This window comes from Roseovarius sp. MS2, assembly GCF_051447875.1.
Taxonomy (GTDB): domain Bacteria; phylum Pseudomonadota; class Alphaproteobacteria; order Rhodobacterales; family Rhodobacteraceae; genus Roseovarius; species Roseovarius mucosus_A.
In genome coordinates, this window is record NZ_JBKHVF010000001.1 from 2,625,291 (window position 1) to 2,637,878 (window position 12,588).

14 protein-coding genes and 1 other RNA gene are annotated in these 12,588 nt (G+C 61.5%); 14 read left to right on the forward strand and 1 reads right to left on the reverse strand.

Annotated features, from left to right (window positions below; genetic code table 11):
- The first annotated feature begins 77 nt into the window (after positions 1–77).
- From gatC to ACLGGT_RS12975, 12 genes are all read left to right on the forward strand, one after another.
- A complete protein-coding gene (gene gatC / locus ACLGGT_RS12920; RefSeq protein WP_008280054.1) occupies positions 78–365 on the forward strand; it encodes an Asp-tRNA(Asn)/Glu-tRNA(Gln) amidotransferase subunit GatC in 288 nt (95 codons plus the stop codon).
- Positions 365–1,852, forward strand: coding sequence for an Asp-tRNA(Asn)/Glu-tRNA(Gln) amidotransferase subunit GatA (gene gatA / locus ACLGGT_RS12925; RefSeq protein WP_437196400.1), 1,488 nt, complete (start codon positions 365–367; stop codon positions 1,850–1,852). Before gatC ends, gatA begins: the two co-directional genes overlap by 1 nt.
- Positions 1,853–1,889: 37 nt before the next feature.
- Entirely contained in the window at positions 1,890–2,618 is a 729-nt protein-coding gene (locus tag ACLGGT_RS12930) for a hypothetical protein (RefSeq protein WP_037297337.1), read from the forward strand.
- Positions 2,619–2,682: 64 nt separating this feature from the next.
- A complete protein-coding gene (locus ACLGGT_RS12935) occupies positions 2,683–3,309 on the forward strand; it encodes an N-acetylmuramoyl-L-alanine amidase (RefSeq protein ID WP_437197417.1) in 627 nt (208 codons plus the stop codon).
- A gap of 12 nt (positions 3,310–3,321) precedes the next feature.
- Positions 3,322–3,735: RNase P RNA component class A (gene rnpB, locus ACLGGT_RS12940), an RNA gene on the forward strand.
- Between the two features lie 35 nt (positions 3,736–3,770).
- Positions 3,771–4,277 (forward strand): DUF2244 domain-containing protein, encoded by a 507-nt coding sequence (locus tag ACLGGT_RS12945; protein WP_008280058.1) that lies wholly within the window; start codon positions 3,771–3,773, stop codon positions 4,275–4,277.
- Positions 4,278–4,400: 123 nt separating this feature from the next.
- Positions 4,401–5,180 (forward strand): 23S rRNA (adenine(2030)-N(6))-methyltransferase RlmJ, encoded by a 780-nt coding sequence (gene rlmJ / locus ACLGGT_RS12950; RefSeq protein WP_437196401.1) that lies wholly within the window; start codon positions 4,401–4,403, stop codon positions 5,178–5,180.
- 171 nt (positions 5,181–5,351) lie between these two features.
- Complete coding sequence (locus ACLGGT_RS12955) at positions 5,352–6,845, forward strand: pentapeptide repeat-containing protein (protein WP_437196402.1); 1,494 nt, start codon at positions 5,352–5,354, stop codon at positions 6,843–6,845.
- Between the two features lie 223 nt (positions 6,846–7,068).
- Positions 7,069–8,742: a cytochrome c oxidase subunit I gene (ctaD, locus tag ACLGGT_RS12960; RefSeq protein WP_008280062.1), complete on the forward strand. Its 1,674-nt coding sequence runs from the start codon at positions 7,069–7,071 to the stop codon at positions 8,740–8,742.
- 10 nt (positions 8,743–8,752) lie between these two features.
- Positions 8,753–8,893, forward strand: a complete 141-nt coding sequence (locus ACLGGT_RS12965; protein WP_437196403.1) for a hypothetical protein — start codon at positions 8,753–8,755, stop codon at positions 8,891–8,893.
- Positions 8,894–8,975: 82 nt separating this feature from the next.
- Positions 8,976–9,386, forward strand: a complete 411-nt coding sequence (locus ACLGGT_RS12970) for a DM13 domain-containing protein (RefSeq protein ID WP_008280064.1) — start codon at positions 8,976–8,978, stop codon at positions 9,384–9,386.
- A 123-nt stretch (positions 9,387–9,509) separates the two neighbouring features.
- Positions 9,510–9,896, forward strand: coding sequence for a hypothetical protein (locus ACLGGT_RS12975; protein WP_437196404.1), 387 nt, complete (start codon positions 9,510–9,512; stop codon positions 9,894–9,896).
- On the opposite strand, the gene ACLGGT_RS12980 is transcribed toward ACLGGT_RS12975, so the two are convergent.
- Positions 9,897–10,829, reverse strand: coding sequence for a hydrogen peroxide-inducible genes activator (locus ACLGGT_RS12980; protein ID WP_219436265.1), 933 nt, complete (start codon positions 10,827–10,829; stop codon positions 9,897–9,899).
- 139 nt (positions 10,830–10,968) lie between these two features.
- Here ACLGGT_RS12980 and ACLGGT_RS12985 point away from each other — a divergent pair, with 139 nt between their 5' ends.
- Positions 10,969–11,196 (forward strand): YdcH family protein, encoded by a 228-nt coding sequence (locus ACLGGT_RS12985; RefSeq protein WP_037297165.1) that lies wholly within the window; start codon positions 10,969–10,971, stop codon positions 11,194–11,196.
- A 457-nt stretch (positions 11,197–11,653) separates the two neighbouring features.
- On the forward strand, positions 11,654–12,583 hold the full coding sequence (locus ACLGGT_RS12990; RefSeq protein WP_008280068.1) for a dihydroneopterin aldolase: 930 nt from the start codon (positions 11,654–11,656) through the stop codon (positions 12,581–12,583).
- Positions 12,584–12,588: the final 5 nt, after the last annotated feature.

Here is a 12,588-nt window from a genome sequence, read left to right on the forward strand (position 1 = left end):
GATGCGTGACCCTGATCCGCTTGCGCCCGCGCGGCCCCGGCGCTAAACGCAAGCCAAACGGATCACGGGAGAGTCTCATGTCGATTGATCTCGAAACCGCCGCCAAGGTGGCCAAACTGGCACGGATCGCAGTGCCGCAAGAGGCGCTGCCGGCGCTGGCCAATGAATTCAACACCATTCTCGGCTTTATCGAGCAGTTGAACGAGGTGGATGTCACGGGTGTAGAGCCGATGACGAGCGTCACGCCCATGCGCCTCAAGCGGCGCGAGGATGTGGTGAGCGATGGCAATCAGCAGGCGGCGGTGCTGTCGAACGCGCCCGATGCGCGCGAGGGGTTCTTTGCCGTGCCGAAGGTGGTGGAATAATGACCGATCTCAACCGGATGACGATTGCCGAGGCGCGCGATGCGCTGCGCAAAGGGGATGTGACGAGCCTTGAGTTGACCGAGGCCTGTCTGGCGGCGGTGGATGGGGCAGGGGCGCTGAACGCCTTTGTGCATCACACACCCGAGGTTGCCCGCGCGCAGGCGCAGGCGGCGGATGCGCGGATTGCCAAGGGCGATGCGCCCGCGATGTGCGGCATTCCCCTTGGTATCAAAGACCTCTTTTGCACCAAGGGCGTGCCAAGCCAAGCGGCAAGCCGCATTCTGCAAGGCTTCAAGCCGGAATACGAATCGACCGTAACGCAGAACCTGTTTGACGCGGGCGCTGTGATGCTGGGCAAGCTCAACATGGACGAATTTGCCATGGGATCGAGCAATGAGACCTCTTGCTATGGCAATGCCGTCAACCCGTGGCGGCGTGGCAATGACGAAACCGCGCTGACGCCCGGTGGATCGTCGGGCGGGTCGGCCAGTGCCGTGGCTGCCGATCTTTGCCTTGGGGCGACCGGCACGGATACCGGCGGCTCGATCCGCCAGCCTGCGGCCTTTACCGGCATCACCGGCATCAAGCCCACCTATGGGCGTTGTTCGCGTTGGGGCATTGTGGCCTTTGCCTCGAGCCTCGATCAGGCCGGGCCGATGACCAAGACGGTGCGCGATAGCGCGATCATGCTCGGCGCGATGTGCGGGCATGATCCCAAGGACAGCACCTCGGCTGATCTGCCCGTGCCCGATTTCGAGGCGCTGCTGACGGGGGATATTCGCGGCAAGGTGATCGGCATCCCGCGCGAATACCGGATGGAGGGCATGCCCGCCGAGATCGAAAAGCTGTGGTCTGACGGGGCCGATATGCTGCGCGCGGCGGGGGCGGAGATCCGTGATATTTCTCTGCCGCACACCAAATACGCGCTGCCCGCCTATTACGTGATTGCCCCGGCTGAGGCCTCTAGCAACCTCGCGCGCTATGACGGGGTGCGCTATGGCCACCGCGCCAAGCTGGCGCAGGGCGATGGTATCACGGAAATGTATGAGAAAACCCGTGCCGAAGGCTTTGGCCATGAGGTGCAGCGCCGCGTGATGGTGGGCACCTATGTGCTGTCGGCCGGGTTCTATGACGCCTATTACAATCGCGCCCGCCGGGTGCGCGCCCTGATCAAGCGCGACTTTGACGAGGCCTTTGCCGCCGGTGTCGATGCGATCCTCACACCGGCCACGCCAAGCGCTGCCTTTGGGCTGGGCGAGATGACGGATGCCGATCCGGTGCAGATGTATCTGAACGATGTCTTTACCGTGACGGTCAATCTGGCCGGTTTGCCGGGTGTTGCCGTGCCCACGGGGCTGGATGGCAATGGCTTGCCGCTGGGTTTGCAACTGATTGGGCGGCCTTGGGAAGAGGGCGATCTGCTTAACACCGCCTATGCGCTGGAACAGGCCGCAGGTTTTGTGGCAAAGCCCGCAAAATGGTGGTAAGGCCCCGGTCGATACGGCTTTTGGCAGGATGAAAGAGATGCGGTTCACACTTGGTTTGGTTGCGCTGATGGCGCTGGTGGCCTGCGCCCCCGCTGTGCCCGATAGCGGTGCCGGGGTCGGCTTTCAGAACTATGACACCTATCAGCGCGACAAGGCCGCGCGCGAAGCGGCGCTGGCGCGCGGCGTTCTGCCGCCGCCCGATGCCGTCTCGTCCGAGCCGCTGAGTGCGACAGGTCAGACCACGGCAGGTGCCGACGATGCCGCCACCATTGCCGCCGAAGCGCGCGCAGCGCTTGATGCGGCGGCGGCGAATTCCGGTGTTGCACCGCTTCAGGCCAGCCCCTCTAACCCACCGCCCGCCGTCGAGAATGCCGCTGGCATTTCGCAGGAAAACAACTTTGACGCTGTCGGTGCCGAGCGGTCGATTGCCGAGGATGCGGCACGCATCGCCAACAACCGCGCGCAATATCAGGTGGTGCAGCCGGAGGCGATTGGCAGCCGCCCAAGCGATGTGGGCCCCAATATCGTGGATTTCGCGCTAAGCACGAAACATGCCGTGGGCACGCCGGTCTATCGACGCCTTAGCATCAATTCCGGCTCGAAATTCGAGCGCAATTGCGCCCAATACCCCTCTGCCGATCAGGCGCAGCTTGATTTCCTGCGGCGCGGCGGGCCCGAGCGGGATCGTCAGGGGCTGGACCCCGATGGCGATGGCTATGCCTGCAACTGGGACCCGCGCCCGTTCCGCAACGCGGTGCGCGGCTGACGCGCGCGTGATCTGGCACCCCTCGCCCAATATCGGCCTGCGCCGGGGGGGCGTGTGCCCGAATATGATCGTGCTGCATTATACCGCGATGGTCACGGCCGAGGCGGCGCTTGAGCGGCTTTGCGATCCCTCTGCCGAGGTGTCGGCGCATTACCTGATCTGCGAGCGTGGCCGCCTCTGGCATCTGGTTGACGAGGGCGCGCGCGCCTGGCACGCCGGGGCAGGGCAGTGGGGGGATGTGACAGATGTCAACTCGCGCTCTATCGGCATTGAACTGGCCAATACCGGCCTGCATCCGTTTCCCGAGCCGCAGATGCGGGCGCTGGAGGGTCTGATGGTGGGCATCATGGCGCGGTGGTCTATCCCGCCTGCCCGTGTCATCGCCCATTCCGATATGGCGCCCGCGCGCAAATGCGATCCGGGGCCGCGTTTTGACTGGCGGCGGTTGGCGCGGCAGGGGCTGTCTATCTGGCCTGCGCAGGGATCTGAGGCCGCCCCAGAGCAATTTCCACACGATGCCGCGCGGTTTGGCTATGTCCGGTCCGAAGGTGTGAGCGAGGCCGATATCCTGCGCGCCTTTCGCCTGCGGTTTCGCCCGCATGTCACCGGCCCGCTTGACCCGCAGGATTGCGCGATGATGGCGGACCTCGCCGCGCGCTTCGCCGTTGACCGCGCCGCCCCAAGCGCCTAAGTCAGCCCTTGCGCGGAGGGCCGGATGGCCGCGGCACCTGCAAGGGTGACGAGGAAAGTCCGGACTCCACAAGACAACGGTGCCGGGTAACGCCCGGCTGGGGTAACCCAAGGGAAAGCGCCACAGAGAAGAGACCGCCCCAGAGTGATCTGAGGTAAGGGTGAAACGGTGGGGTAAGAGCCCACCGCGGGACGGGCAACCGGACCGGCACGGCAAGCCCCACCGGGAGCAATGCCAAATAGGGACCGCGCGCGGGGGCTGGTCCTGGACCCTGGTCCGGGATACCGCCCGCAGGCACGTCTTGGCCCGGCGGTCCGGGTTGGCAGCTAGAGGGGCGTTGGCAACAGCGTCCCAAGAGGAATGGTCATCCAGCCTCGGATTACGGTCCGGGGTAGACAGAATCCGGCTTACAGGCTCTCCGCGCCCTTTTCATTTCTAAGCTTCGGGTTAAAACCCCTCGCATGCCGTATGAATGGACCGCGCCTCGCACCGAGGCTGATACAGATAGAACACTCTCACTCTGGCCGCACCGCTCGCTGCCGCGCCGGGGCTTTGCCGCCTTTGTGCTGGCCACGTTCACGCTGATCACCGTGCCGCTCTATCCGCTTCTTGGCACGGCGGTGCTTTGGGGGCTGTTGCCGTTTCTGCTTATGGCGGTGGCGGGGATGTGGTGGGCGTTGGAACACAGCTATCGCACCGCGCGGCTGACCGAGGTTCTGACCATCGCGCCCGAAGAGGTGCATCTGGTGCGCACCAACCCGCGCGGCGATGTGCAGGAATGGGCCTGCAACCGCTATTGGGCGCAGGTCAATATGCATGACACCGGCGGGCCGGTTGCGCATTACATCACGCTCAAGGGATCAGGTCGCGAGGTCGAGATTGGCGCGTTCCTGTCGGAAGAGGAGCGGATGGCGCTTTATGGCGAATTGGCGGATGCCCTGCGCCCGCCCGGCACGGTGGTGGGGTAGCCTGTGCCGCCCCGGCCTTTGCGCCGGGGCCTCTTCATTGGGGCGCGGGGTCCCGGGTCAAGCCCGGGACGGGAACGCCAAGCGCCCCCTTTTCCACACCACCGCGACCTGCTACCAACCGCCATGCTCAGCTATCAGCACCATTACCACGCGGGCAATCCGGCGGATGTCCACAAGCACGCAGCGCTTGCCTGGGTGTTTGACTATCTGTGCCAAAAGCCGAAACCGCTCAGCTATATCGAGACCCACGCCGGGCGCGGCCTCTATGATCTGGGCGATGCCGCGGCGCTGAAAACTGGCGAGGCGGCGCAGGGCGTGGCGCGGCTTGAGGCGCGCTTTGCCGCCGATCACCCGTATCGCCGCCGTCTGACCCAGACCCGCGCGGCCCATGGGGCCAGCGCCTATCCCGGCTCGCCCTTGATCGCCGCGCAGAGCCTGCGCCGGGTGGACCGCCTGCATCTGGCCGAATTGCACCCCGGCGAGAACACGCATCTGCGGCGCAATCTGGCGGGCTTTGACGTGCAGATCCGCCAGCAGGACGGGTTCGAAATGGCACAAGAGCTGTGCCCGCCCACACCCCGGCGCGGCCTTTTGCTGGTGGACCCCAGCTATGAGGTCAAGACCGAGTATGAGAGCATCCCCCGCAACCTGACCCAGATCGCCCGCAAGTGGAATGTGGGCATCCTGATGCTCTGGTATCCGATCCTGACGAGCGGGGCGCATGAGGGGATGCTGATCCACCTTGGCGCGGCCTTTCCAGAGGGCTTGCGCCACGAGGTCGCCTTTCCCCCCGTGCGCGCCGGTCACCGGATGGTTGGCTCGGGGTTGTTTGTGGTCAATGCGCCCTATGGGCTTGAGGGGGAATTGGCGCAGGTGTCACAGGTGTTCGCGGCGAAGGGGTGAGGGGGATTTGTAGTGTTGTCCTCCTCGGGCCTGACCCGAGGACCTCTGGCCCCGTTGCCCCCTGTCATCCTCGGGCCTGACCCGAGGACCTCTGGCTTCCCGAAAACCTCCCCCTTGCCCCAAGGCCCCGATCTCGCCAAGGTTGCAGCGCGGGTTGGTAAAGGTGCGCGCATGGATCAGACGGATTTGACCATCACATTGCCGCTCAGCGCGCAGCAAGGGCAGATCATTCTTCTTGCGCTGGGCATTGCCGTGGCCAGTGTGATCGTCTGGGTCGCGACAGAAACGGAAACCCGCAAACCTGCGCCGCTGGCCCTGCTCAAGGCCTTTGGCTGGGCAATGGTGCCGATCTGGCTTTTGCTCTTTGGTGGCACGCTCTGGCAGGTCTGGCAGATGCTCTCGGGTGGCGACACCGCGTTTGCGGGCAGACAGTCACTGGGCGCAGGCGCTCTGGTTGCGGCGCTTCTTGGTGCGCCCTTCGTGGTCTGGGGCACGGTGCTGAAACAGCGCACGGTGGATTTCCAGCAAGAGGGCCATATCACCGACCGCATCAACAAGGCGGTGGAGCAGTTGGGGGCGGAAAAGAGCGTCAAGCGCAACGGCACAGAAACTACGGAACCCAATATCGAGGTCCGTATCGGCGCGATCCTTTCACTTGAACGCATCGCGCAGGACAGCACGCGCTATGACAAGGGACGCGATCATGTGCGAGTGATGGAAATCCTGTGTGCCTATGTGCGGGAGAATGCTCCTGCAGATAAGGCCAAATTTGGTAACTTTCCCCCCGGCTGCAATCAAATCGATCTGGAGAAAAAGCTCGCAGAAAGCCCATATGATTGGTTGTCAAAGCTGAAACGACCTAGGTCCGACGTTTTGCTCGCGATTTTAGTCATAGGCCGTCGTAGCAAAGAACAAATTCTCATAGAAACGAGCTATACTGATGGGAAAGGCAAAGGCTACACCCTTGATCTCTCCAATTCATGCTTGCGCAAGGGAAACTTCGAGGGTTTAAACTTCTCGAATGCTAATTTCTATAAAAGTCTTCTTGAGGGCGCTTACTGCCAAGACGCTGATTTTTCTGGGTCGAATTTCATCTACGCGGGTCTTACGGGAATAAATGGTTCGAGATCAAAGTTTTCCGGTGCGCGTGTTCAGATGGCAGACCTATCATATGCGAATCTCGATCATGCTGATTTTACTGATTGCATTTTTTCCCATACCCATCTTGTCCGAACTGATTTTGAGAATGCAACCTTTCGATTTGAAAACAATGATAAAGGGCGAAACCTTAATCGAGCTTTTTTCGTTAAATCAGATCTGAGGAATGCAGAACTCAAAGGCGATTTAATCGGAGTGATTTTTCATTATCCCCTTTCGGAGGACAAAGGCTATCCTCGAGAATTGACATACGCGAGGTTTAGAAATGCACGTGTTTCATTCGAAGGTGACTTTTTAGGGCGGCCTAAAGTTTACAAGTTCGGATCCCTTCATTGGCTTAAAGTGACCTATGGAGACGCATCTGTAGGAGTTGATGGGGACTTCCGGCCCGCGCACTGGCCGGATTGGGCATTGCCAGATATAGGCCCCCACTCCTTCGAAGCCGAATACCAGAAATGGCGCGCCAGCCCCGACACCTACACACCCCCGCCCAAACCGGAGGGGTGAGAGGCAGGTCTTTTCCCTCGGCCGCTGCACCCAGAGGCGACGCCCCCAAATCCCCCCGTTATCCCCGCCCCCTCTCGCAAGGGGGTGCGACAAAATTCTTTGATCTGCATCAAATTCGCGCATTGCCGCGCCCCCCCAGACATTCTAAAACCCTGAAACATCACGGGCATGTGAGACTCAAGCTCTCCCCATGCCCCGCACCAACACCAGCAGGAGGCACACAATGGCAGATGCAGCCATTCACGGCCACGAACACGAAGATCAGCGCGGGTTTTTCACCCGGTGGTTCATGTCTACGAACCACAAGGATATCGGTATCCTCTATCTGATCGTTTCGGCGTTTGTCGGCCTGATCTCGGTCACGTTCACCGTCTATATGCGGATGGAACTGATGGAACCGGGCGTTCAATACATGTGCATGGAAGGCGCACGGTTCATCGCCTCTGATGTTGCCGAATGTACGCCCAACGGTCACCTCTGGAACGTGATGATCACCTATCACGGCGTGCTGATGATGTTCTTTGTCGTCATTCCCGCCCTCTTTGGTGGGTTTGGCAACTATTTCATGCCCTTGCAGATCGGCGCGCCGGATATGGCGTTTCCGCGTATGAACAACCTGTCGTTCTGGCTCTATGTTGCGGGCACCTCGCTGGGTGTGGCCTCGCTCTTGGCGCCGGGTGGCAATGGACAACTGGGTTCGGGCGTGGGTTGGGTGCTTTATCCGCCGCTCTCGACCAATGAGGCGGGCATGTCGATGGACCTTGCGATTTTCGCGGTCCATGTGTCGGGCGCATCGTCGATCCTTGGGGCGATCAATATGATCACCACCTTCCTCAACATGCGCGCGCCGGGCATGACGCTGTTCAAGGTGCCACTGTTTTCCTGGTCGATCTTTGTCACCGCCTGGCTGATCCTGCTCAGCCTGCCGGTTCTGGCGGGGGCGATCACCATGCTGCTCACCGACCGTAATTTTGGGACCACCTTCTTTGATCCCTCGGGCGGCGGCGATCCGATCCTTTACCAGCACATCCTGTGGTTCTTTGGCCATCCGGAAGTGTATATCATCATCCTGCCCGGGTTTGGCATCATCAGCCATGTGATCGCCACCTTCTCGCGCAAGCCGATCTTTGGCTATCTGCCGATGGTCTGGGCGCTGATCGCGATTGGGGTTCTGGGCTTTGTCGTCTGGGCGCACCACATGTACACCGTGGGCATGTCGCTGACGCAGCAGAGCTATTTCATGCTGGCGACGATGGTCATCGCGGTGCCGACGGGCGTCAAGGTGTTCTCTTGGATCGCCACGATGTGGGGCGGCTCGATCGAATTCCGCACGCCGATGCTTTGGGCCTTTGGCTTTCTCTTCCTCTTCACCGTGGGCGGCGTGACCGGCATTGTCCTCAGCCAAGCTGCCGTGGACCGCGCCTATCATGACACCTACTACGTCGTGGCGCATTTCCACTATGTGATGAGCTTGGGGGCCGTGTTCGCGATATTTGCGGGGATTTACTTTTACTTCCCCAAGATGACCGGGCGCATGATCCCTGAATGGGGTGGCAAGCTGCACTTCTGGGCGATGTTCATCGGTGCGAACCTTACCTTCTTCCCGCAGCACTTCCTGGGTCGTCAGGGCATGCCGCGCCGCTATATCGACTATCCCGAGGCCTTTGCGCTGTGGAACTGGTGGTCGTCGATTGGGGCCTTCCTGTCCTTCGCGTCGTTCGTGTTCTTCTTTGGCCTCGTGATCTATGCCCTCTTCCGGGGCGCCCGCGAGACCCGGCCGAACCCGTGGAACGAATATGCCGACACGCTGGAATGGACCCTGCCGTCGCCGCCGCCGGAGCACACCTTTGAGCAGCTTCCCAAGCGCGAAGACTGGGACAAGCAGCCCGCACACTAAGGCGGACCGCATGAAACACAAAGGCCCCGGAGAGATCCGGGGCCTTTTGCATGGCGGCAGCCCAACCCTGCGGCGTGCGGCATTGCCCAAGCATCGCATCCGATGCGCGGCCCTGCGATTGGCGCGCTATCACCAAGGTGATCGCCGGTGATCACCTGTGACCGGCCCCGCGATTGCCATGCGGCCAAGCGGTGCCTAAGTGCGATTTCCACACAGTCTAAAGGGAGATTTCAATGCTTATCACGCGTCGTCACTTCGCTGGCCTCACTCTGGCCGCTGCCGCCACAGCGCTTGGGGCCGCGCCATCCTTTGCGGCCTCGGATATCCGCAAGGGCACGCTTTCGGGTCGGCAGGGTTATACCGTGTCGGGAACGGTCAAGATCAAGAAAAAGGATGGCAAAACCGTCGTTCATCTTGCAGATGACTATCTTTTTGATCCCAGCAAGAACCCACCGGATATCAAGATCGGTTTTGGCAATGGCGAGCAATATGCCAAGGGTTCCAAGATCCACGACAAGCTGACCGTCAAGAAAGGGGCTGCAAGTTTCGAGGTGCCCGCCGGGATCAATACCGACGACTTCCAAGAGCTCTATATTTATTGCGAGCAGTTCAGCGTCATTCTGGGTGTCGCCCCGCTCAAGTGATCTGGCGGCGCATCACACCATTGAAAGCCGCTGGAAATGGCGGTTTTTTCTCGTCTTACTCCTTGCCCCATGATGCTCAAACGCGCAACGTTTACGCGCCGCCGAGTTTGAGAACCAAGGCCGATGTATGCACAGGATTCCTTTTTCGATCTATCCACCGGGGGGCAGATCGGCCTTGCTGGGCTGAGCGGTTTTCTTTTCATTCTGTTCATTCTGGCCGCCAGAGTTTTGTTGCGGCATCGGGGCATCTGGAGCAGGCTTTTGGGGGCTCTGGTTCTGTTCTGGCTCTTTATCTGGCTCTCGCCCCAACTCTATTACGAATACTACCGCCTGCTGATCCCAAGCCTGCCTGCTCAATGGGTGATATGGCCGCCGCGCAACCCAAGTGAGGGGATTGTGCTTTTGGTGTTGCAAGGCCCTCAGAGCCTTGCAGCGCATGGGCAGGCCGTCTTGGGTTGGTGTCTTTTGGCCGCGCCCTTTATTCGTGGTTCAGCCAAGCGTCGCCAGTAATCATTCCAGCCGCACCAGAGCGGCAAAGCGGTCGCGCGCCACCTCTCGGATCACCCGCACGATGCGTTCCACCATCGGCCCATGCGCCGAGCGCCTGCGCCACGCCACCCCGACCGAGCGCAGGAACCTGTCCTGACGAAAGCTGAGGATCGCCACGTCGCCGGTTTCGGGGGACACTTCGGACTGCACATAAAGCGCAGGCAGAAAGCAGATGCCCATGTTCAGGGCCGTCATCTGGCGCAGGGCGTCAAGGCTGGTGCCCTCATACTCTTGCCGTAGCTGCGCGCCCACCTCTTCGCAGAGCGTGACAATCTGCGTATGCATGGGATAGCCGCGCGGCAGCGCCAGAATATCCTGACCCGCCAGATCCGCATCCTGCGCCGAGGCTTGCCCCGCCAGCGGATGATCCTGCGCCACCGCCAGCTTGAGCGGTTCGCGAAACAGGCGCTCTACGGCAATATCGCCCGAGTTGAGCGGCAGTTGCGCAAGGATCAGATCATGCCGCCCCTCAAGCAGTTCTTCTTGCAATACCGTGGGGGCGGCATCGCGGATAATGAGCTTGAGCCCCGGATAGGTCCGCCGCAATCGCCGCACCACATAGGGCAGGAAATAGGGGCCAAGCGTTGGGCTGGCCCCAAGACGGATGGTGCCAGCCATACCCTCGCGCGTGGATTGGGCCAGACTGCCGAGAACCTCGGCCTCTTCGATCATCTTGCGGGCATGGGCCAGAACCTCGCGCCCGCCCGGTGTCAGGATGGCCCCACGATGCCCGCGCTCGACCAGCGTCATCCCAAGCGCGGTTTCCAGACCAAGGATTTGCTGGCTCAGCGAGGGTTGGCTGACGCCCACGCGTTCGGCGGCCTTGCGGTAATGCCCGGTCTCGGTCAGGGCGATGAAATATCGCAATTGCCTGAGCGTTATGTCTTGTGCCATGTCACCCCCCTTGTCAGATCCTAAGATAGGAAACTCCTATCGAATTTTAATATCCCATTGGATTTTATCTGCGTTGGTTCTGCCCATATCCCAAGTGTCAGCACGATGCCCCGCTGATGCCCCAACAAGGAGACCCCGCATGACGCCGCGCCGTATTTCGCCCCAATCGCTGCTTAGCCGGATGGCCACCCTGCGCCGCCGCCATCAGAACATTGATGCCCTGATCACAACAGAGCACCAGCGTCCGATGCCCGACATGGCCGTGTTGAAGCGGCTGAAACAGGAACGCCTCGGGCTCAAGGATGCCATTCACGTCACCCGCCTGATGCTGGCGCGGTGCACCCCGGACACGGTGCGCACCGGCTGATCGCACACCCAAGTCTTGAAAGTCTGACCATGTCCTATCTCTATCTCTCGGTGATGTCCTCGCGCCTGTTTCACAGTGCCGATCTTGATGGCCTGCACGAGGCCCTGACAGAAACGCCGCACACATCCACCCAAGGGGTTCCGCACGCCGGGTCGCACCCTGTCCTTGTCCAGTCTCCGCGACAGCCCTCTGCCGCAGACACGCCTTGCCCCGCATGCAAGGTATGAGGCCAGCGACCTGCGCCCTCATCCCGGGCGCCTAGCGTGCGAAGAACAGACCCCGGAGCGTTCCGGGGTCTGTTGCGTTTCGGGGCCTGCAGCGTGGCGGAACGCCGGGCCAACAGAAAGAATGCTGCGCGGGTTCCTGACGCCCTCGCACGCTAGGCGGTCGCATTCACCCTTTCGGCGGCTTGGTTCTGCATGCTATCCCAATGGCCAAGCTACGCAGGACCGACAGCATGACCCACGAAATTCGCCTCGCCTTTGAGCATCCTTCTGCCCGCGCGCGCGCCACCTCGCCCGATGGGCCGCTTGATCGAATTTCCGTGCGCGATCACGTGGTCGAGGTCGAGATCGGCGCCTTTCAGGCCGAGCGCGGCACGACGCAGCGCATCTGCTTTAATGTCGTGGTCGAGGTGCGCCCGCTGACCGATGCCATCGAGGATGATGTGGACCGCATCCTGAGTTATGACAAGGTGACAGAGGCGATTGCCGCTGAACTGGCAGAAGAGCGGTTGAACCTGCTGGAAACCCTCGCCGAACGCATTGCAGAGCGCATCCTGTGGGAGCCGCAGGCGGTGCGCACCTTTGTGCGAATCGAAAAGCTGGATCGCGGGCCGGGCGCGCTTGGGGTCGAGATTGTGCGCTCTGTGAATGATCTCAAGACCAAACCGATCACGCCCCATGCCGCGACGACGCCGCATCCGCATGTGGTGTTCCTGACCAATACCGCGATCCGCTCGCCCAACCTCTCGCGCTGGCTCGATCAGCTTGAGGCGCGGGCAGAGCCGGTGATCCTCTGTGTGGGCCGTGCCGACGAAGTGCCGCCCCAGACCGGCCACCGCATGACACAGCGCCGTGTCGATCTTTTGGCGATGGAGCAGAACGCTTGGGTTCTGGCCGGGCGGGATGAGCGCTGCGTCGTGGTGGCCACGCGCACCGAATTGGATTGGTCGATGAAACACGGCCAGATCAGCGTCTGGGCCCCGTCCAAGATCGTGCTTGATGCCGTGGACGGGCCGGGTGTGGCCACCGATGATCCGGTGGCGCTCGCCGCATGGTTCGCAGGCTATATCGAGGCGTCGGACCTGTTGATGATTGGCGAAACGCCCCCCAAATCCTGCCGCGTGCCGGTGCTCTTTCAGGATGTGGCGCAATCGGGGCTGTGAGTGGC